The following is a 20,265-nucleotide window of genomic DNA, read 5'->3' as shown; positions in this document are numbered from 1 at the left end:
GTTGGCGTGAACGCGGTGAAACGGTGTGCGAACCCATGAGGACTAGACCATTGAGGTCAATGGCGCGGACCAATTTCGATGTTCGAGGGTTTCTTGAAGTGAGCGGTCGTTAACAAGTGACTTGCTCTGGTGGATCGGGCATACTCACAGCGCAGCCGCTGGTCAGCAGCTTCCGAGACCCGGGAGCGCACGGATCGGCCAGGCCGCAGTACGACCCGGCGGAACCGCCCCACCCAAGGCGCACGTCCGCCGATGTGCCCGACAGGGAGGAGAGCGTCGCCATGCCCGACCGCGCCCCGCAGCCGGTGGACCGTCAACTGCCCACGGACGAGGCACGGGACCTGATCTCCCTCGTCCGCGACATCGCCCAGCGCGAGATCGCTCCGCACGCGGCCGAGGAGGAGGACGCCGGCCGCTTCCCGCGCGAGCTGTTCACCCTCCTGTCGGAATCCGGCCTGCTCGGTCTTCCGTACGACGCCGAGTACGGCGGTGGCGAGCAGCCGTACGAGGTCTACCTCCAGGTCCTCGAAGAGCTGGCCGCGGCCCGCCTCACCGTCGGCCTCGGCGTCAGCGTGCACACCCTCGCCACCTACGCGCTGGCGACGTACGGCACCAAGGAACAGCAGGTCGAGCACCTGCCGGCGATGCTCGGCGGCGGCCTGCTCGGCGCGTACTGCCTGTCCGAGCCGTCCTCCGGCTCCGACGCCGCCTCGCTGCGCACCAAGGCCGTACGGGACGGCGGCGACTGGGTGATCACCGGCACCAAGGCCTGGACCACGCACGGCGGGATCGCCGACTTCTACACCGTCATGGCCCGCACCGGTGAGGACGGCCCGCGCGGGATCACCGCCTTCCTGGTGCCCGCCGACGCCGAGGGGCTGAGCGCTGCCGTGTCGGAGAAGAAGATGGGCATGAAGGGCTCGCCCACCGCCCAGATGCACCTCGACGGGGTCCGCGTGTCCGACAACCGGCGCATCGGCGATGAGGGCCAGGGCTTCGCCATCGCCCTGTCCGCGCTCGAGTCCGGGCGGCTGGGCATCGCGGCCTGCGCCGTCGGACTGGCCCAGGCGGCGCTCGACGAGGCGGTGGCCTACGCACGCGAGCGGCGGCAGTTCGGGCGGCCCCTCGCCGACTTCCAGGGGCTGCGGTTCATGCTCGCCGACATGGCGACCCAGATCGAGGCGGGCCGCGCCCTGTACCTGGCGGCGGCGCGGCTGCGGGACGTCGGTCGGCCGTTCGCCAAGCAGGCGGCCATGGCCAAGCTGCACTGCACCGACACGGCGATGAAGGTCACCACCGACGCCGTCCAGATCCTCGGCGGCTACGGCTACACCGCGGACTTCCCGGCCGAGCGCTACATGCGCGAGGCCAAGATGCTACAGATCGTCGAGGGCACCAATCAGATCCAGCGCATGGTCATCGCCCGCCACCTCGCGGGTCCCGAGACGCGCTGAACTGACCGAGCCCGCGCCAGGGTGCCGCCAGCCGGACCCACTCCGGGTCGTGGCGCCCCGGCAGGGTGCGGCCGCGGTCGGCCCAGGTGTGCATCAGATCGCGGTAGATCGGCGGGTCCGGGGCCTGCGGCGGCGCCAACGGAACCGATTCTGCGGGCGACGGCACGAACACGCGGCGCCAGCGTCCGGCCGCCGTGAAAGTGAGGGTCATACCAGGGCAACGCGGAGACAGGCGGACAGGTCACCGCATGACGGAATCGGGCGTGAGTTCACCGCCGGACCTGCACCACGGCAACTGTGAGCCATGGCGCAGGGCTGTTGCGGAGGTTGCTGAGCGACGCCGCCGAAGGCCGTCCTTCGAAAGCCGCTGGAAGAACGCTCTGAAAGAGCGCCGACTCAGGCGGCCTGGCGCCGCATCACCGGTACGCGGATCGGGCGGGAGCCCGGGCCGCCCACGTGCGAGAAGGGCTGCGTCCGCCAGTCGAGTCCCTGAGGGAGCGTCAGCAGTCGGGCGGTGTCCTGCTCCTGGGGCTCGACGGACTCGTCCGCGGGCCGGGCGTCGGAGGCGCTTCGGCCGGTGCCGGGGCAGACCGTGAGCCCGAACGGGTTCCACGGTGAGGCGCACAGCGCGTGCTCCGGCAGGACCTCCTCGTCCGCCAGCAGGGCGATGGGCTGTGCGCAGTCCGGGCAGATCACCCGGTACATCTCGAAGGTGTCGTACGCGTCGAGTTCCTCCTCGGCGACGGCGTCGGGTTCGACGCCCTCCGGCTCGGGTTCGACCACCGGCTGCTGCCGCTTGGGCACGGTACGACCAGGGCGCTTAAGACTCTGCATGGGTTAACTCCCCCTCGGGCTGGGCCGTGTAGGCGCTGCGGCCTCGACCACAGCAAGCACTTCCCGCCCCGTCTCCGGGATAATCACGGGGACATCACGGAGGCTGTTCGAGGCCTGTGGCGTTCGTCACATGTCATCCGCAGGTGCCGCGTGCGGTGCTTTTGTCACCCGGTCGGCTCACGGAGGGCTCTCGGGCACATCACGAACCGGGTATGACCTGGGCTCTCCGGTATCCGAGGAGATCAACCGCACTGTAGGTTCTTGCGCCATGGAGGAGCTGGACCGACAGATCGTGCAGCTGCTCGTCAAGGACGGGCGGATGAGCTACACCGACCTGGGCAAGGCCACCGGTCTGTCCACGTCTGCCGTGCACCAGCGGGTGCGGCGGCTCGAACAGCGTGGCGTCATCCGCGGTTATGCCGCGGTCGTCGACCCCGATGCCGTGGGGTTGCCCCTGACCGCCTTCATCTCGGTCAAACCCTTCGATCCCAGCGCCCCCGACGACATCGCCGACCGGCTGTCCGGTGTTCCCGAGATCGAGGCCTGCCACAGTGTCGCGGGCGACGAGAACTACATCCTCAAGGTGCGGGTGGGTACGCCGCACGAGCTGGAGGAACTGCTTGCTCGGCTGCGGTCGCTGGCGGGGGTGTCGACGCGGACGACGGTGGTGTTGTCGACGCCGTACGAGGCACGGCCGCCGCGGATCTGACTGCGTCGGCCGGGCCGGGTTCCGGGGGCCGTTGTCTGGTGTGGGCCGGGGGTTGGGTGCGGGGCGGGGACCGGCGTTGCATGCCCGCGGCTTACGGGCACGGTTGCGCGCCGTCGTCGGCTACCGGTCGTCGCCGGGTGCGGCCCGTGCTGGGGCTGCGCCCCCGGACCCCCGGTTCGGCTGGGTGGCCTCGTCCTCGAGCGCCGGACGGGCTGAGATTTGCTGGCCGGTGCCGACAAGCGCCGGCCCCTGGTGTCGTTCCGGTCGACCTGCGTGCCGACGTGTTCGGGGCAGGCGCGAGACTGTCGGGCATGAGTGAGCCGACCGCCCAGCCGAAGACCGTTCTCCTCCGTCGTGGAGAGGTGCACAGCCCCGCTGATCCGTTCGCGACCGCGATGGTTGTCGAGCGGGGGCAGGTTGCCTGGGTCGGTTCCGAGGGGGCTGCCGATGCCTTTTCGGACGGGGTCGACGAGGTGGTCGACCTGGACGGGGCGCTGGTCACCCCGGCGTTCACCGATGCCCACGTGCACACCACCGCGACCGGTCTGGCGCTCACCGGGCTGGACCTGTCCGACGCCTCCTCTCTGGAGGCCGCGCTCGCGCGTGTGCGGGAGTTCGCCGCCGCCCGGCCGGACGACCGCGTCCTGCTCGGTCACGGCTGGGACGCCGCCCGCTGGCCCGGCGCCCGGCCCCCGACGCGTGCCGAACTCGACGAGGTCACCGGTGGACGGCCTCTCTATCTCTCCCGCATCGACGTCCACTCCGCGGTCGTCACGACGGCTCTGCTCGACATGACGTCCCTGGGCCGGGTGGAGGGCCCGCTCACCGCCGACGCCCATCACGCCGTACGCGCCACCGCGTTGGGCGCGATCACGCCTGCCCAGCGCACCGACGCCCAGCGCGCTGCCCTCGCCCGCGCCGCCTCCCTCGGCATCGGCACCGTGCACGAGTGCGCCGGCCCGGACATCTCCTCCGAGGACGACTTCACCGGCCTGCTCCGCCTCGCCGCCGAGGGGCCGGGGCCGCGCGTCGTCGGCTACTGGGCCGAGCAGGCCGAGGAAGGGGTTGCCAAGGCGCGCGAACTGGGCGCGATCGGCGCCGCCGGTGACCTCTTCGTCGACGGCGCCCTCGGCTCGCACACCGCCTGTCTGCACCAGCCCTACGCCGACGCCGGCCACACCGGCACCGCCTACCTGGACGCCGCTGCGGTCGCCGCCCACGTCACCGCGTGCACCGAGGCGGGCCTCCAGGCGGGCTTCCACGCCATCGGCGACGCCGCCGTGACCACCGTCGTCGAGGGCGTCCGCGCCGCCGCCGAGAAGCTCGGCCTCGTCCGGATCCGCGCCGCCCGCCACCGCGTCGAGCACGCCGAGATGCTCACCCCGGACACCGTCACCGCCTTCGCCGACCTCGGCCTCACCGCCTCCGTGCAGCCCGCCTTCGACGCACTGTGGGGCGGCGAGGACGGCATGTACGCCCAGCGCCTGGGCGTCGAGCGGGCCCGCACCCTGAACCCCTTCGCGGCCCTGCTGCGCGCCGGCGTCCCGCTCGCCTTCGGCTCCGACAGCCCGGTCACGCCTCTCGATCCCTGGGGCACGGTCCGCGCCGCCGCCTTGCACCGCACGCCGGAGCACCGCGTCTCGGTGCGCGCCGCGTTCACCGCGCACACGCGGGGCGGCTGGCGGGCGGTCGGCCGGGACGACGCCGGGATCCTGGTGCCGGGCGCCCCCGCGGACTATGCCGTGTGGCGCACCGGCGAACTCGTCGTCCAGGCCCCCGACGACCGGGTCGCCCGCTGGTCGACCGACCCTCGCTCCGGCACCCCCGGCCTGCCCGACCTCGCACCGGGCCGAGACCTGCCGGTCTGCCTGCGCACGGTCGTCGGCGGACGGACGGTGTTCGTACGGCCGGGCGAGTGATCTACGGGGGTGGCGCGGCGATGATCACCCGGCGCCGCCTCGCCGCGCGACCTGCGCATCCTCCGCGCTGACCAGGACTTTGACGGAAGAAGAGCAGGTCAAACGGCTGTTGACAGGCGGCGGCAGGGGGCCGGTAGGTTCGGCCGGGTCCACCACTGGACGCCCGACCGGGGAACGTCCGTGCACTCGTCGCAGCGCCGCTGGGTCAGGGACGGTGTGCCGCACCGGGGCACCGCCACTGGGAGCCAGGCTCAGTGCCCGCGCAGCGCCGAGGGAACGTTCCGGCCGGTCGGGGAGGTGTGACCGGGATGGGGCCCGGGCGCTCAGTAGACAACGGCTTTCGGTCGATCCGCAGCCAGCGGGTCCCAGGTCGGCCCGAAGGGCGCCGGGCCCCCATCCGCCGTACATACAGTCCCGCGCCCCGGCCCACGGACGCGGAGCGCCTCTTTTACCCCGCTCTTGGGCAATCGACACCACCATACGAACGTCCTCTCGCGTCATCGCAGGCCGCGGCCACTATGGTGGACCCTGCGTACGGACATGAAGGGGCAGCAGTGAACGACGGCGACGGGACCCTCGCGGCAGGAGTCCAGGGGAGGAAGTTCGGCCCGCTCGGCACGGCCTTGGTGATCATCCCGACCTACAACGAGGCGGAGAACATCGAGTCGGTCGTCGGCCGGGTGCGCAAGGCCGTCCCCGAGGCGCACGTGCTCGTGGCCGACGACAACAGCCCCGACGGCACCGGCAAGCTCGCCGACGGGCTGGCCGCTGAGGACGACCACGTCCAGGTGCTGCACCGCAAGGGCAAGGAGGGCCTGGGCGCCGCCTACCTCGCGGGCTTCCGCTGGGGCCTGGAGCGCGGCTACGGCGTGCTGGTCGAGATGGACGCCGACGGCTCCCACCAGCCCGAGGAACTGCCCCGCCTGCTGACCGCCCTCAAGGGCGCCGACCTGGTGCTCGGCTCCCGCTGGGTGCCCGGCGGCCGGGTGGTCAACTGGCCCAAGTCCCGGGAGGCCATCTCGCGCGGCGGCAGCCTCTACTCCCGGATGGCCCTGGCCCTCCCCCTCCGCGACATCACCGGCGGCTACCGCGCCTTTCGCCGCGAGACCCTGGAGGGCCTCGGACTCGACGACGTCGCGTCCCAGGGCTACTGCTTCCAGGTCGACCTCGCCCGCCGCGCGGTCAAGGCCGGCTACCACGTCGTCGAGGTCCCGATCACCTTCGTCGAGCGCGAACTCGGCGACTCCAAGATGAGCCGAGACATCCTCGTGGAGGCCCTGTGGCGGGTCACCGCGTGGGGCGTGCGGGAGCGGGTCGGCAAGATCACCGGCCGTGGCGGCAAACCGTCCCAGCCGGAGTTGGGCCGCGGGGCCAAGCCGTCCCGGCCATAGGAGTACTGTCTCCGGCGTACGGCTCCCGAGCCGCGGAGCCGCGACCGCCCAGGGCCGCGGGAGTGTGCGGCCTCCCGGAGCCGCAGGCGCGGACACGCGGCCGCACAGGCGTTGCTGATCGCCCCCTTATCCCGCACTGAGCCGCGCCCAGGCACACTGGATGCATGACGACTGGCGCTCAGACTCCCAGGTACCCCGCCCGGCCCCGGCGCTCGCGGCTGCGCACGTTCCTGCCGCTGGGCATCGCCGCGTGGCTCGTACTGGAGATCTGGCTGCTCACGGTGGTCGCGGGCGCGTCGAACGGCCTCGTGGTCTTCCTGCTCCTGGCGGCGGGCTTCGTCCTCGGCTCGGTCGTGATCAAGCGGGCGGGCCGGCGGGCCTTCAAGAATCTCACCGAGACCCTGCAACAGCAGCAGACCGGCGCGATGCCCACGGCCCGGCCGAACAGCGAGGGCAACGGCCTGATGATGCTGGGCGGCCTGCTGCTGATGCTCCCCGGCCTGATCTCGGACGCGGTGGGCCTGGTCCTGCTGATCCCGCCGGTCCAGAAGTCGATCAGCCGCTACGCGGAAAGCACCTTCGAACGCAAACTCCGCGAGGCCGGCTCCGGCACGCTGGGCGACGCCTTCCAACAGGCCCGCATGCACCGCCCGGACGGCAAGGTCGTCCCGGGCGAGGTCATCAGGGACGAGCCGGGGGACACGCCTCAGGACCCGCGCCCGCCGCTGACCCGCTGAACTTCCGGGCACCGGGTGAACTTCTCAGCGCCGGTCAGGCTGACCAACTCAGCCCGCCCGGCGTTTGAGGACGAGGCCGCAAGGCCGAAGCGGGGGTCTGGGGGCGCAGCCCCCGGGAACAGTAACCAACCACCGACCCGCACCCGGCACGAATCGGCACCGCACGAAACGGCACCCCGCACAAAACCGCGGGCGCCGTACGTCAGCCTCACGTACGGCGCCCGCGATCAGTAACGTGCGCTGTCAATCCGTCCAAGCCCCGCAGGGACTACGCCGACTTGCGGCTGTCCCTGGGGTGAACCGCGATATTCATCGCACCGGAGCGCAGAACGGCCAGCCGCTCCTCAAGGACCTCTTCGAGTTCCTCACGGGTCCGCCGCTCCATCAGCATGTCCCAATGCGTACGCGCGGGCTTGGCCTTCTTCTCTTCCGGGCCGTCGCCGTCCACCAGGAGTGCCTGGGCCCCGCAGACCTTGCACTCCCACTCCGGCGGGATCTCCGCCTCGACCGAGAAGGGCATCTCGAAGCGGTGCCCCTTCTCGCATGCGTACTCCACGGCCTGGCGCGGAGCCAGGTCGATGCCGCGGTCCGTCTCGTAGCTGGTCACCACGAGGCGCGTGCCGCGAAGAGCTCGCTCACTCATGAATCGTGCCTCCCGGGCTTGTCGCCCACAGGACAGGTGTCGCTGTCGTCGTCATCCGGTCAACGTCCGGTCGGCGGTAAAGATTCCCGTTCCGAGTCCCGTTCCGGGTCATGCGTCGCCGTCGTAGCCGCAGCCTTGCTGACCAATGTCGTACCCACCGGCGCCCGGTTTGTCACATCTGCTAGCAGATGTGACCCAGCGTTTCGGCATCTTTGACGCGCAGTAACGGTACGCCTGGCAGGCCAAAGGCGTACACTACAGCCCTTTCGCGCCGAGTGCTAAATCCTGTCCGGTACCGGATTGCCCGCGTCCGCGATCGCCCGCCGCACCGGAACCCGTGCGAGCAGCACGAACCCGAGCATGAAGAAGGCCACCAGCGAGATGATCGCGTCACGGTAACTTCCGGTCAGCTGATAGGTGAGCCCGAACAGCAGCGGGCCGAGCCAGCTGGTGCCGCGGTCGCTCATCTCGTACGCCGCGAAGTACTCGGCCTCCTTGCCGGGCGGCACGAGCTGGGAGAACAGCGACCGGGACAGCGCCTGGCTGCCGCCGAGGACCAGCCCGATCCCGGCGGCCAGCACGAAGAACCACACCGGCGCCCCGGCCGGCAGGAAGTACCCGGCCGCCAGCGTCACCGTCCACGCCACCAGCGAGCCGAGGATCGCGCGCTTGGCCCCGTACACGCGCGCCAGCCGGCCCAGCGCCAGCGCCCCCGCCACGGCCAGCACCTGGACCAGCAGGACGGCGCCGATGAGCGTCGACTGCCCGAGACCGAGTTCCTCGGAACCGTAGAGCGAGGCCTGGGAGATCACCGTCTGGATGCCGTCGTTGTAGACCAGGTACGCCAGCAGGAAGGCCAGGGTCAGCGGGTGGCGGCGCATGTCGCGCACCGTCGCCGCCAGTTGCCGGAACCCGGGCAGGGTGGTCTCCCGAGCTGGTGCGTCGCGGTCGCGCAGCCGCCGCAGCGGGATCAGGGTGAAGGCGCCCCACCACAGGCCGGCCGACGCAAGGCAGATCCGGACGGCCGTGGTCTCCGAGACGCCGAACGTGTCGTGCGCGGTGTAGAGGACCAGGTTGGCGACCAGGACCAGCGATCCGGCCGCGTATCCGAAGGCCCAGCCCCGGGAGGAGACCGCGTCGCGTTCCTCGGGCGGGGCGATCTGCGGCAGGTAGGAGTTGTAGAGCATCATCGCCACGGACTGCGCGGCGTTCGCCACGATGAGCAGGAGGCCACCGAGCAGATAGCGGTCGCCGTCGAGGAAGAACATGCCCGTCGTCGCCGCGGCCCCCACATAGGCGGCGGCCGCCAGGAGGGGCTTCTTGCGCCCGCTGCGGTCCGCGGCAGCGCCCACCAGGGGCATCACCAGCACGGCCACGATCACCGACAGGGACACCGAGTACGCGAAGAAGGACCCCGCGCGCACCGGGATCCCCAGGGGACGCACGAACCCGTCCGCGTCCGCAGCCTCCTCGGCCACCGACGTCAGATACGGGCCCAGGAAGACGGTGACCACGCTCGTCGAGTAGACGGAGCACGCCCAGTCGTAGAAATACCAGCCGCGCTGCTCGCGCCGCCGTCCGGCGGCCTGGTCCGCAGCCGGTGTCCGCACGGTGCCGCTGTCCACCCGTGCCCTCGCTTCCCCGTGAACCCGCGGAGGGCGCGCACCGGAGGGGTCAGACCCAGACGCCGCGGTCCTCCATGACCTTGCGCAGTGTGTCGATGTGATCGGTCATGATGCCATCGACACCCAGGTCCAGAAGCCGGTGCATGCGCTCGGGTTCGTTGACCGTCCACACGTGGACGTGCAGCCCGCGCGCGTGGGCGGCGCGGATGAAGCGGTGGTCCACCACCTGGATGCCGGACTGCGTCTCGGGCACCTGGGCGGCGACCGCGGAACGGCGCACCGCGGCCGGCAGCCCCCACGAGCGCAGCCGCAGGTTCAGTACGCCCCGGGTGCCGTACGACGTGGCCAGGCGCGGCCCGGCCAGCCGCTGGGCGCGCACCACGCGCGCCTCGGAGAACGAGCCGAGGCAGATCCGGTCCCAGGAGTTGGTGCGCTCGACCAGTTCCAGGAAGGGGAGGAGGGCGGGCTCCGCCTTGACGTCCACGTTCCAGCGCACCTCGGGGAACGTCTCCAGCAACTCCTCGAAGAGGGGCACCGGTTCCTCGCCCCCCACGCGCGCGTGCCGTACCTCCTGCCACGGCAGGTCGGCGATCCGCCCCGCGCCGTCCGTCACCCGATCGAGGGTCGCGTCGTGGAAGGCGGCGAGCTTTCCGTCCCGCGTGGCGTGGACGTCGGTCTCGATGTACCGGTAGCCCGCCTCGACCGCGCGCCGGAACTGCCGCACGGTGTTCTCCAGGCCGTCCGCCGCGCCGCCCCGGTGGGCGAAGGCGATCGGGCCGGGATGGTCGAGGTAGGGATGACGTATCCGGGTGGTCACCTGCGCAGTATCGCTCCCCGCGGTTGCCTCCTGGCAACGACCGTGCTTCCCTCCGATGCCGACGGGAGGGCGAACACGCGCAGGAACAGCTGGGCGAGCGGGCCGATCGACACCGCGTACAGGAGGGTGCCGACGCCGATCGTGCCGCCCAGCACGAAGCCGGTGACGACGACCGCCACCTCCACGACCGTCCGCATCAGCCGGATCGAGCGGCCCGTACGGCGGTGCAGTCCCGTCATCAGACCGTCCCGCGGGCCCGGTCCGAACCGCGCGGCGATGTACAAGCCGGTCGCCACACCGTTGAGGACGATGCCGGCCAGCAGTAGGGGAATCCGTACGGCCAGGGAGTGGGCCTCGGGAACCGCGGCGAGTGTGCCGTCCATGGCGATGCCGACCACGAAGACGTTGGACACCGTGCCCAGGCCCGGGCGCTGGCTCAGCGGGATCCACAGCAGCAGCACCGCCGCGCCCACCACGATCGACACCACGCCGATCGACAGGCCCGTCAGCTCGGCCAGCCCCTGATGCAGCACGTTCCAGGGCTCCAGGCCGAGGCCCGCTTGGACGAGCAGGGCGGAACTCGCGCCATAGAGGGCGAGCCCGAGATACAGCTGGACCAGTCGTCGCGCGAGATGTCCTTGCGTGGACAAGACATGCCCCCTGTGGTGGTAGTGGCCTGATGCATGACACCCTGTGGCTTGATGGGAAACGCTATCCATGGCCAATTCGGGGAAGGTGGACTGATTTCCATGGCGCAATGGACCTCGGCTGTGGGAGCGGCGCAGCTCGCCCGGCTGCTCACCTCCCAGCAGGAGCGCCCGGCGGGCCCCGGCACGCGCCGGCCGCCCGCCTACCGCGCGCTCGCCGACGGCATCCGGCTGCTGGTGCTCGAAGGGCGCGTGCCAGTCGCCGCCCGGCTGCCCGCTGAGCGCGAGCTGGCCATGGCGCTGTCCGTCAGCCGCACCACGGTGGCCGCCGCTTACGAGGCGCTGCGCTCGGAGGGCTTCCTGGAGTCGCGGCGCGGCGCCGGCAGCTGGACCGCCGTACCGGCCGGGAACCCGCTGCCGGCGCGCGGCCTGGAACCGCTGCCGCCCGAGGCCCTCGGCTCGATGATCGACCTGGGGTGTGCGGCGCTTCCTGCCCCCGAGCCGTGGCTGACCCGGGCCGTCCAGGGCGCGCTGGAGGAGCTGCCGCCGTACGCGCACACGCACGGCGACTATCCGGCCGGGCTGCCCGCGCTGCGCGCGATGCTCGCCGAGCGCTACACCGCGCGCGGGATCCCGACCATGCCCGAACAGATCATGGTGACGACGGGGGCCATGGGCGCGATCGACGCGATCTGCCACCTGTTCGCGGGCCGTGGTGAGCGCATCGCGGTCGAGTCGCCCTCCTACGCCAACATCCTCCAGCTGATGCGGGAGGCGGGCGCCCGGCTCGTGCCGGTCGCGATGGCCGAGGGGCTGGCGGGCTGGGACATGGACCGCTGGCGTCAGGTGCTGCGCGACGCCGCGCCCCGGATCGCGTACGTCGTCGCCGACTTCCACAACCCGACCGGCGCGCTCGCGGACGACGACCAGCGGCGGCGGCTCGTGGACTCGGCGCGCTCGGCCGGGACCGTGCTGATCGCCGACGAGACGATGAGCGAGCTGTGGCTGGACGAGGACCTCGACGGCGACGCGATGCCGCGGCCCGTGTGCGCCTTCGACCCCGCCGGATCCACGGTGATAACGGTCGGCTCGGCGAGCAAGGCCTTCTGGGCCGGGATGCGCATCGGCTGGGTACGGGCCGCTCCGGACGTGATCCGCAGCCTGGTCGCCGCGCGGGCGTACGCCGATCTGGGCACGCCGGTGCTGGAGCAACTGGCCGTGAACTGGCTGTTCAGCACGGGGGGTTGGGAGCAGGCGGTGGAGGTCCGGCGCGGACAGGCCCGCGAGAACCGCGACGCGCTGGTCGCCGCGGCACGCCGAGAGCTGCCCGGCTGGGAGTTCGAGGTACCCAGGGGCGGCCTGACGCTGTGGGTACGCACGGGAGGCCTGTCGGGTTCGCGCCTCGCCGAGGCGGGCGAGCGGGTCGGCGTCCGCGTACCGTCCGGCCCACGCTTCGGCGTCGACGGGGCCTTCGAGGGGTTCGTACGGCTGCCGTTCACGGTGGGCGGCGCGGTGGCCGAGGAAGCGGCGGTGAGGTTGGCCGCAGCGGCACGACTGGTGGAAAGCGGCGCTTCCGGGGCCGGCGAGACACCACGCACGTTCGTGGCATGAGAGAAACTCGGTCGTGCTGTGGACGCGGTGCCCTATCCGGCGGCGGCTGTCCAAACCGCCGTAGCTGCGCCCACCCGTGCCGCTGGGGCGGCACGGGTGGGCGCAGCGGCACACCGACGGCGCGGGTGAGCGACCCGGCCAGGGCAACCCCTACGCCGGGCACCGCTCAAGAAGTGTCCGCCACCGCCGCCTTCGCCGGTACCGGCTCCGGTTCCGTGGGCTCAGCCTCCGCCTCCACCGGCGTCGGCTCCGAACGGACAGGCTCAGGCTCCGCGTCCGCCGGCGTCGTACGCGGCGGCAACAGGTCCAGCACCGCCTGCCGGTGGGTGTCCAGGGTCGTGTCGTCGTAAGGGTCCGGCGTGGCCGGGACCTGGAGGCGGTGGACGGGGCCCGCGCCGAGGCGGGCGTACCCGCGGCCGGGCGGGAGGTCGGCCGCCGGCGTGGTGCTCGGGGGCGCGCCCAGGACCGTCGCCAGCTGGTCGCGCGCCGCCGGTCCGAGGACAACACGCGCGCGTGTGTGCTGCCGTACCGCGTCGGACAGGACGTCCGCGCTGTCCAGCTGGTCGGCCACGACCACCGTCACGTTCGCCGCGCGGCCGTGGCGGAGGGGGATCTGGAGCAGCGACTGCGGGTCCTTGCCGTCGTCTGCGGCGGCCAGGTGGGCGAACGCGCTGGGCCGGTCGAGGAGAATCCACAGGGGCCGCTTCGTGTCGTCCGGCGGCGGCTGCCCCTCCTGCCGCGCGCGGTTGACGGCGATCAGCCGCCGCTCCGTCTCGGCCGCGGCCCACTCCAGGCTCGCCAGCGCCCCGCCCAGCGCGCACTCGACCGCCAGCACCCCGTCCCGCCCGGTCAGGCTGGCGTACTCGCCGGTGCCGCCGCCGTCGACGATCACCACGTCACCGTGCTGGAGCGCCTGGAGGGCGACGCAGCGCAGCAGGGTCGAGGTGCCGCTGCCCGGCTGGCCGAGGGCCAGCAGATGGGGCTCGGTGGAGCGGACCCCGGTGCGCCAGACGACCGGCGGCACGTCGCGCTGTTCCTCGCCGAGCGTGAGCGGAAGCGTGCGCTGCACCTGGGTGGGATCGGTGAACCCGAGAACGATCTCGCCGAGGGCCGTGACGAAGCGCTGGGCCCCGATGTCGGTGGGCAGCGGCGCGAGCACGGTGACTGTCAGCTGGTTGCCCTCCTCGTCCCACGCGAAGTGGTACTCGCGCCCCCGCCCCGCCTTCGCGGTGAGCAGGTGCTCGATCCGGGCCCGCGCCTCGGCCTCGCCGTCGGTGAAGTACGCCGGGTAGCGGATCACCAGGTGCGCGACGCGGCCGGTGCCGTCGAACCCGTACGTCGGGAATGCCTTCTCCCACGCACCGCCGTGCGCGTACAGGGGCTCCGGGTCCTCGGCCGCCGAGAAGTACGGCACCAGGGCTTCGTACAGCGACTTCAGCCGCTCGGTCTGCGGCGCATCCGGCCCCTCGGGCGCCCGCTCCTTGCGGTCCCGGCCCTTCCAGGCCGCCGCCGCCATCAGCGTGACGGCGGCGAGCAGCGGGCCGTACGGCACGAGCACCACGACCAGCAGCACCGAGGCCACCAGGAACAGCAGCGGTCCGCGCTTGTCCTTGGGGGTGTCGCACCACCTGCGTCGCCCGGCCGCGGCCAGCCTGCGCAGCCCACGGGTGATCGTGATCAGCGGGTGGAGGACGTCGGTGGCGCTGTCGGCCGCCGTCCGGGCCAGCTCCCGGCTCCGGGCGAGCTGCGCGCCGCCGCTGCTCAGAATGCGGGGGAGGGGGCGCCGGGCCACTGCTGCCTCCTGGAGGTGCACACGGGCGGGATGCGTACGGGGACGAGGGCTGTCAGAACTTGATGCCGCCGAGGAGGCTCGCGAGGCTTTCGCCTCCGGCCTTGATGCTCGGGGCGATGGCCGTGCTCGCCAGGTAGAAGCCGAAGAGGACACAGATCAGGGCGTGCGACGCCTTCAGCCCGTCCTTGCGGAAGAAGATGAACACGACGATGCCGAGCAGGACCACGCCTGAGATGGAGAGGATCATGTGAGTTCTCCTGGTTCGCGGGGACAGTCACCATGAGTACTTCCAGGCTCACAGGATGTATCCATACGATTAAAGGTGCAAATGGGTGGAATTCTGCCTATTTGCCCTGACTGGTCGAGTGGTCCCGGGTCCGGCCGAGCAGGGGGCTTGTGCCCGGCCGGACCTGTGGTGATCTTTACCTCGGGCACATCGGGTCATGTGCCGCGCGAGCCAGTACCCTGGCGAATCACCCGTACGGCCGCACCGCTCGCGGCCGTGCCGCACTGTCCCCAACGTTCGTAGCGAGAGGCGGTCAGGCCGATGGCTGAAGCCCCCGACCCCGAGGTCGTGGAGCTGGCGACCAAGATCTTCGATCTGGCCCGGCAGGGGCTCACGGAGTCGCTCGTGGCGTATGTCGACGCGGGCGTTCCGGCCAACCTCACCAACGACCGCGGCGATTCCCTCGTCATGCTCGCCGCCTATCACGGCCACGCCGACGCGGTACGCGCCCTGCTGGCCCGGGGCGCCACGGCCGACGAGGTCAACGACCGTGGCCAGACCCCACTCGCCGGGGCCGTCTTCAAGGGTGAGACGGAAGTGATCAAGGTCCTCCTGGAGGGTGGCGCAGACCCGGCCGCGGGCACCCCCTCGGCCGTCGACACGGCCCGGATGTTCGGCCGGACAGAACAGCTTCAACTGTTCGGCGAGCACTGAGCCGAACATCCTGACCTGGGAAGACACGGAAAACGGGGGAGGCGGTAAGAGGCCGCCGAAATTTCGGTCGCGGCAGGACGAACTGCCGAGTCATCATGACGACGTGGTTCACGGACGTGATGGCGGGGCAGGCGATGCCGCACCGCGCGGACCGTGACACGGTCCGCATGGGCCACCGACGAGAGGCAGAGGAAGATGGTCTACAGCAAGCAGGAAACGGCGGGCGCCCCGACGTGTTGTCACGCGGCCAGGTAGTGCACGTCCCCGGTTGCGTCGACGCTTGATGTGAGGCTGTTTCCCATGTTCGATCCGGTCATAGCGCCCAGCGGTACGCTGCTCGGCCTGCTTCAGCGGGGCCGTGGCGACGGCACGCTGCACGCGCTCACCGCCCCGCGCGCCGAGGCGCTCGCGGCACTGAACCACTGCGTGCTGCACGACCCCCGTCACGACTGGCAGGTGGAGAACCGCTCCCTCTACTACGCCCGCCTGCACCTCGACCTGCACGGCGAACTGGACGCGATCGAGGCCCACCTCTTCGACCCCGAGGACGTCCTCGACACCGACGAATCCCGCACCGGCCTCGCCCTCACCGTCCTCGGCCACCTCGCCTCCTACGGCAGGCGGGACGCGCTCGAACTGCTGCGCAGGTACGCCGCCCACGGCGCCAACTGGGCCTGGGCCCTGGACGAACTCGCCCTCAGGGACAGCGACGCGGGCCTGCGTGCCCTCGCCGCCCCCGTCCTCGCGCGCTTCCCCGCCGACCCGGAGGGCGAGGCCGAGCTGGCCGCCGCCGTGCGGGACGCCTTCGAGCCCCGGCCCTGGCGGCTGTGGGCCGAGGATCCGCGCGAATCCATCGCCACGCGCGTGCGTGCCGCCCAGGAGACCGGCTGCTTCGACCGCTGGCAGCGGCAGATGCGGCCGACCGGGCCCCGCCCCGGGTGGAGCGTGCAGGCGGTCTTCGAATGGGCCCAGCAGGGCATCGAGCGTGGCGCCGCGCTGCACGTGCCCGCCGCCCGATGTCTCACGGCCGTCGCGGGCCCCGAGGACCGGCCCGAGATCGTCCGGGCTGCGCAGGACGGCACCGAGGGAGCCCGGTGCACCGCCCTGCGCTACCTCGCCGACAGCAACGATCCCGACGCCCTCGACCTGATCGAGGGCGCCGTGGCCACCGGCTCGACGGTCGTCGTGGAGGCCGCTGTCGCCGCCTTCGAACGCCTGCGCAGCGTCACCGCCGTGGAACGTGCCCGTGGCTGGGCCCGGCGGCCAGACCCGCTCGGCGCCGCCGCCGGACGCGTCCTCGCCTGCCGCGGCGGCACCCGGGACCGCGACCTGGTCCTCGCGGCACTGCGGGAGGCGGTCCGGGGCGAAGGCCCCGACGCGCCGACCCTGTGGACCCTCGTCGACGGCACCGGACGCCTCGGCATCGTCTGCGCCGCACCCGTCCTGCGCCACATCTACCGGGAGACCGCCTCCTCCCACCTGCGCGGCCGCGCCGCCCGCGCCCTCGCCGCCACTGACCCCTCCTTCGCCACCGGATTCGCCGTCGAGTGCCTCTGGGACTGCGAGGAGACCACCCGAGAACTCGCCGCCCGGCACGCCGAGACCGGCGACAACCGCGTCGTCGAGCGCCTGCGCCGCCTCGCCGCCGACCCCGCCGAGGAGGTCGAGGTCCAGACGGCCGTACGCAGCCGGATCGGGCCGGAGGAAACCGCCGTGTGACAGCCCTTGGAGGCGAGTCGACAGCGGTGACGCAGGCCCGCCGGGTGAACGCCGGGTGACCCGCGGGTCAGGCGCACACGGCCGAAACCTGACCCGCTCGGGTATGCAGCGCAACGCTCATGGGACGTTAGTCCTCCGGAAAGATCCACGTTGACGCGGCCACGTCCGGTACGGAGACAACACCGGTATGCGTGTCGTCATCGTGACCGAATCCTTTCCTCCCGACGTGAACGGCGTGGCCCACTGCGCGCTCCAGACCGCCCGGCACCTCGTCGAGCGCGGTCACGCCCCCGTCGTCGTCGCCCCGGCCCCAGCTCCCGGCAGCAAGCTCGACGCCGGCCTCGCGCCGTGCCGGGTCGTCCATGTCCCCTCCCTACCGCTCCCCGGCTACCCCCAGGTCCGCGTCGCCCTCCCCAGCCGGCGCCTGGCCGCGGCGCTCATCGAGCACCGGCCCGATGCCGTCCACCTGGCCAGCCCCTTCGTCCTCGGCGTCCGCGGCATGGCCGCGGCTGCCCGGCTCGGCATCCCCGCCGTGGCCGTCTACCAGACCGACCTGGCCGGATACGCCCGCACCTACATGGGTGCCGGCGAGGCCGCCGCCTGGCGGCGCATACGCTCCGTGCACGCCGCCGCCGACCTCACCCTCGCCCCGTCCAGCGCCTCCCTGCACGACCTGGAGGCCCACGGCGTGCCCCGCGTCAAGCTGTGGCCGCGCGGCGTGGACACCGTCCGGTTCCGGCCGGACCGGCGCGACGAGGCGCTGCGCCGGGAACTCGCCCCGAACGGCGAGCTGATCGTCGGCTATGTAGGGCGGCTCGCCCCCGAGAAGCAGGTCGAACTCCTGGCCGGAGTGTGCGGTCTGGACGGCGTCCGCGTCGTGGTCGTCGGCGACGGGCCCAGCCGCCCCACCCTGGAACAGGCGCTGCCCGGCGCGGTCTTCCTGGGCCGGCGCACCGGCGACGACCTCGCCCGCGTCTTCGCCTCGCTGGACGTCTTCGCGCACACCGGCCCCTTCGAGACCTTCTGCCAGACCGTGCAGGAGGCCATGGCCAGCGGCGTGCCCGTCGTCGCCCCCGCCGCGGGCGGCCCGCTGGACCTGGTCGCCCACGGGCGCACCGGGCTCCTGGTCCCGCCGCGCGACGCTGCCGCCGTACGGGACGCGGTGGCGTCCCTGGCCGCCGACCCGGCGCTGCGGACCGCCTACGGCGCCGCCGCGCGCACGATGGTCGAGGGCCGTACCTGGGCGGCCGTCGGCGACCAGCTGATCGGGCACTACGCGGACGTGCTCGCCGCGCGGAAGCCGGTGGTGGCGGCATGACCGGCGAAACAGCGCGCAACGCGACCGGCCAGTCGCTGCGGATCGTCCGGCTCGCGAACTTCGTCGCACCCGCGTCCGGCGGCCTGCGCACCGCGCTGCGCGAACTGGGCAAGGGCTTCCGGGCGGCGGGCCACGAGCCCGTGCTCGTCGTGCCCGGGGAGCGCGCGAGCGACCGCGAGACCGAGCAGGGCCGGGTGATCACCCTGCCGGGACCGCTACTGCCCGGCACCGGCGGCTACCGTGTCCTTACCGACAAGCGGCGGGTGTCCCGGCTCCTGGAGGAGCTCGCGCCCGACCGCCTGGAGGTCTCCGACCGAACGACCCTCAGGTGGACCGGCAAATGGGCACGGCGCGCCCGGGTGCCCGCCGTGATGGTCTCCCACGAGACCGCCGACGGGGTCCTGCGCACCTGGGGCCTGCCGGAAGGGGCGGCCCGGCGCGCCGCCGACGCCCTCAACATCCGTACGGCCCACACCTACGCGCGCGTGGTGTGCACCACCGAGTTCGCCGAACGGGAGTTCGTGCGGATCGGGGCACGCAATGTCGTCCGGGCACCCCTGGGCGTCGACCTGGCCGGGCGGCACCCCTCGCTGCGCGATCCGGGTCTGCGGGCGCGGCACGCGGATGAGGACGAGACGTTGGTGGTGATGTGCTCCCGGCTTTCCGTGGAGAAGCGGCCCGGCACGGCGCTGGACGCCCTGGAGGCGCTGCGGCGGCGGGGCCGGCGGGCGGTGCTGGTGGTGGCCGGGGACGGTCCGCTGCGGGCGCGGCTCGAACAGCGGGCACGCGAGCGCGGGCTGCCGGTGACTTTCCTCGGCCATGTCTCTGACCGGGGAGTGCTCGGGGCGCTCCAGGCGTCTGCCGACGTGTGTCTGGCGCCGGGGCCCGCGGAAACGTTCGGGCTGGCCGCGCTGGAGGCGATGGCGTGCGGCACGCCCGTGGTGGCGAGCGCCTCGTCCGCGCTGTCGGAGGTGATCGGCTCCGCCGGGGCCGTCGCCGCGGACCACGGGGAGGCCTTCGCGGACGCCGTCGGCCTGATGCTGGAAGGTCTGGAGGCGGACCGGCGCGAGGCGGCACGCGCGCGTGCGGAGTGCTTCGGCTGGGAAACTGCCGTCAGGGCGTTCCTCGAGGCGCACGACGCGTCCACCCCGGTACGGCCCTTCGTGCCCGGGGGCGTGGCATGAGACCTCTGCGGTTCGTCGCCCTCGGCGACTCGCTGACCGAGGGCGTGGGCGACCCCGTCGGCGGCGGGTGGCGCGGCTGGGCCGCGCTGCTCGCCGCCGGGCTCGGCGAGCGGCCGTCGCAGTTCACCAACCTCGCGGTGAGCGGAGCGCAGACGCGGGACGTGCTGGAGCGGCAACTGCCCGCCGGACTGGCGCTGCGGCCCGACCTCGTGTCGGTCGTCATCGGCGTCAACGACACCCTGCGCTGCACCTTCGACATCCACGCCGTGGCCGCCCGGCTCGACCAGGTGTACGCGGCCTGCACCCGGCAGGGCGCGGCCCTGCTCACCGCCTGCCTGCCCGACCCCGGCGCGATGCTCGGCCTGCCGGGCGCCCTGGCCCGTCCGCTCGCGCGACGGCAGCGCGCGGTCAACACGGTCGTCCACGTGCTGTCCGACCGGTACGGCGCGGTGCACCTGCACGCGTGCGAGGGCGGCTGGATCACGGACCGGGTGATGTGGAGCGCGGACCGGCTCCACCCCGGCGAACGGGGACACCGGCAGCTGGCCGCGCACTTCCACGTGCTGCTGGCGGAGCGCGGCATCGCCACGGGGCCCGCGCCCTCGCCGGAGCCCGAGTTCCCCGCTCCCACGCGGTCGGCGAGCCTGTGGTGGCTGGCCACGGCCGGCACCGGTTGGGTGGCCCGCCGCTGCACCGACCTGCTGCCGCAGCTCCTGACGCTCGCCGCCGACGAGATGCGGCACCGCGCGCGGGGGACGAGCGCACGGCTCGACCTGCGGGCCTCGGCCGCGGTGACGGCGGCGCTGGCGGCCTTGTCGGTGGGGGAGCAGCAGCCGGGCGCCGCGTGACGCTCCGCCAGGAGGGCGGTGAGCCCGTCTGCGGCCGGACGTGCCCGCGCGGCGGAGCCGCATAGGTCGTGAAGGCG

At 72.7% G+C, this 20,265-nt stretch carries 19 protein-coding genes; 11 read left to right on the top strand and 8 right to left on the bottom strand.

The window, feature by feature from the left end:
• Positions 1–281: 281 nt before the first annotated feature.
• Positions 282–1,454, top strand: coding sequence for an acyl-CoA dehydrogenase family protein (locus tag H8R17_RS19855; RefSeq protein WP_187824551.1), 1,173 nt, complete (start codon positions 282–284; stop codon positions 1,452–1,454).
• Here H8R17_RS19855 and H8R17_RS49295 read toward each other — a convergent pair.
• Together H8R17_RS49295 and H8R17_RS19850 are read right to left on the bottom strand one after the other, a co-directional pair.
• A complete protein-coding gene (locus H8R17_RS49295) occupies positions 1,417–1,665 on the bottom strand; it encodes a hypothetical protein (protein ID WP_262505365.1) in 249 nt (82 codons plus the stop codon). The genes H8R17_RS19855 and H8R17_RS49295 overlap by 38 nt on opposite strands.
• Before the next feature lie 185 nt (positions 1,666–1,850).
• Positions 1,851–2,288 carry a hypothetical protein gene (locus tag H8R17_RS19850; protein WP_187824550.1) on the bottom strand — a complete coding sequence of 146 codons (438 nt, stop codon included), beginning with the start codon at positions 2,286–2,288 and terminating at the stop codon, positions 1,851–1,853.
• Between the two features lie 268 nt (positions 2,289–2,556).
• Here H8R17_RS19850 and H8R17_RS19845 point away from each other — a divergent pair, with 268 nt between their 5' ends.
• The 4 genes from H8R17_RS19845 to fxsA all read left to right on the top strand — a co-directional run bounded on the left by H8R17_RS19845 (position 2,557) and on the right by fxsA (position 7,044).
• Positions 2,557–2,997 (top strand): Lrp/AsnC family transcriptional regulator, encoded by a 441-nt coding sequence (locus H8R17_RS19845; protein ID WP_187824549.1) that lies wholly within the window; start codon positions 2,557–2,559, stop codon positions 2,995–2,997.
• A gap of 311 nt (positions 2,998–3,308) precedes the next feature.
• Positions 3,309–4,916: an amidohydrolase gene (locus H8R17_RS19840; protein WP_187824548.1), complete on the top strand. Its 1,608-nt coding sequence runs from the start codon at positions 3,309–3,311 to the stop codon at positions 4,914–4,916.
• A gap of 554 nt (positions 4,917–5,470) precedes the next feature.
• A complete protein-coding gene (locus tag H8R17_RS19835; protein WP_187824547.1) occupies positions 5,471–6,307 on the top strand; it encodes a polyprenol monophosphomannose synthase in 837 nt (278 codons plus the stop codon).
• A gap of 164 nt (positions 6,308–6,471) precedes the next feature.
• The gene (gene fxsA / locus H8R17_RS19830) at positions 6,472–7,044 is read left to right on the top strand and encodes an FxsA family membrane protein (protein ID WP_187824546.1); all 573 of its coding nucleotides are present in this window, start codon (positions 6,472–6,474) and stop codon (positions 7,042–7,044) included.
• Positions 7,045–7,312: 268 nt separating this feature from the next.
• On the opposite strand, the gene H8R17_RS19825 is transcribed toward fxsA, so the two are convergent.
• From H8R17_RS19825 to H8R17_RS19810, 4 genes are all read right to left on the bottom strand, one after another.
• Entirely contained in the window at positions 7,313–7,687 is a 375-nt protein-coding gene (locus tag H8R17_RS19825; protein WP_003977404.1) for an RNA polymerase-binding protein RbpA, read from the bottom strand.
• A 278-nt stretch (positions 7,688–7,965) separates the two neighbouring features.
• The gene (locus tag H8R17_RS19820; protein ID WP_187824545.1) at positions 7,966–9,312 is read right to left on the bottom strand and encodes an MFS transporter; all 1,347 of its coding nucleotides are present in this window, start codon (positions 9,310–9,312) and stop codon (positions 7,966–7,968) included.
• Between the two features lie 49 nt (positions 9,313–9,361).
• Entirely contained in the window at positions 9,362–10,129 is a 768-nt protein-coding gene (locus H8R17_RS19815) for a glycerophosphodiester phosphodiesterase (protein ID WP_187824544.1), read from the bottom strand.
• Positions 10,126–10,779, bottom strand: coding sequence for a YitT family protein (locus H8R17_RS19810; RefSeq protein ID WP_187824543.1), 654 nt, complete (start codon positions 10,777–10,779; stop codon positions 10,126–10,128). The genes H8R17_RS19815 and H8R17_RS19810 overlap by 4 nt, the downstream gene beginning before the upstream one ends.
• Positions 10,780–10,878: 99 nt before the next feature.
• Here H8R17_RS19810 and H8R17_RS19805 point away from each other — a divergent pair, with 99 nt between their 5' ends.
• On the top strand, positions 10,879–12,387 hold the full coding sequence (locus tag H8R17_RS19805; RefSeq protein WP_187824542.1) for a PLP-dependent aminotransferase family protein: 1,509 nt from the start codon (positions 10,879–10,881) through the stop codon (positions 12,385–12,387).
• A 166-nt stretch (positions 12,388–12,553) separates the two neighbouring features.
• Here the strand turns inward: H8R17_RS19805 and H8R17_RS19800 are convergent, their stop codons facing one another.
• A complete protein-coding gene (locus H8R17_RS19800; RefSeq protein WP_187824541.1) occupies positions 12,554–14,179 on the bottom strand; it encodes a hypothetical protein in 1,626 nt (541 codons plus the stop codon).
• A 52-nt stretch (positions 14,180–14,231) separates the two neighbouring features.
• Positions 14,232–14,426 carry a hypothetical protein gene (locus H8R17_RS19795; RefSeq protein WP_187824540.1) on the bottom strand — a complete coding sequence of 65 codons (195 nt, stop codon included), beginning with the start codon at positions 14,424–14,426 and terminating at the stop codon, positions 14,232–14,234.
• A 300-nt stretch (positions 14,427–14,726) separates the two neighbouring features.
• Here H8R17_RS19795 and H8R17_RS19790 point away from each other — a divergent pair, with 300 nt between their 5' ends.
• The 5 genes from H8R17_RS19790 (at position 14,727) to H8R17_RS19770 (ending at position 20,188) form a co-directional block, all read left to right on the top strand.
• Complete coding sequence (locus H8R17_RS19790) at positions 14,727–15,119, top strand: ankyrin repeat domain-containing protein (RefSeq protein WP_187824539.1); 393 nt, start codon at positions 14,727–14,729, stop codon at positions 15,117–15,119.
• 300 nt (positions 15,120–15,419) lie between these two features.
• Positions 15,420–16,838, top strand: coding sequence for a HEAT repeat domain-containing protein (locus tag H8R17_RS19785; protein WP_187824538.1), 1,419 nt, complete (start codon positions 15,420–15,422; stop codon positions 16,836–16,838).
• A 187-nt stretch (positions 16,839–17,025) separates the two neighbouring features.
• Positions 17,026–18,156: a glycosyltransferase family 1 protein gene (locus tag H8R17_RS19780; RefSeq protein WP_187824537.1), complete on the top strand. Its 1,131-nt coding sequence runs from the start codon at positions 17,026–17,028 to the stop codon at positions 18,154–18,156.
• Positions 18,153–19,340, top strand: a complete 1,188-nt coding sequence (locus H8R17_RS19775) for a glycosyltransferase (RefSeq protein ID WP_187824536.1) — start codon at positions 18,153–18,155, stop codon at positions 19,338–19,340. Before H8R17_RS19780 ends, H8R17_RS19775 begins: the two co-directional genes overlap by 4 nt.
• The gene (locus H8R17_RS19770) at positions 19,337–20,188 is read left to right on the top strand and encodes an SGNH/GDSL hydrolase family protein (RefSeq protein ID WP_187824535.1); all 852 of its coding nucleotides are present in this window, start codon (positions 19,337–19,339) and stop codon (positions 20,186–20,188) included. Before H8R17_RS19775 ends, H8R17_RS19770 begins: the two co-directional genes overlap by 4 nt.
• Positions 20,189–20,265: the final 77 nt, after the last annotated feature.

The sequence above is a fragment of the Streptomyces sp. TRM68367 genome, from assembly GCF_014495685.1.
Lineage (GTDB): Bacteria > Actinomycetota > Actinomycetes > Streptomycetales > Streptomycetaceae > Streptomyces.
Note: the sequence above shows the minus strand (reverse complement) of the source record. Positions and strands in the feature narration are given on the sequence as shown.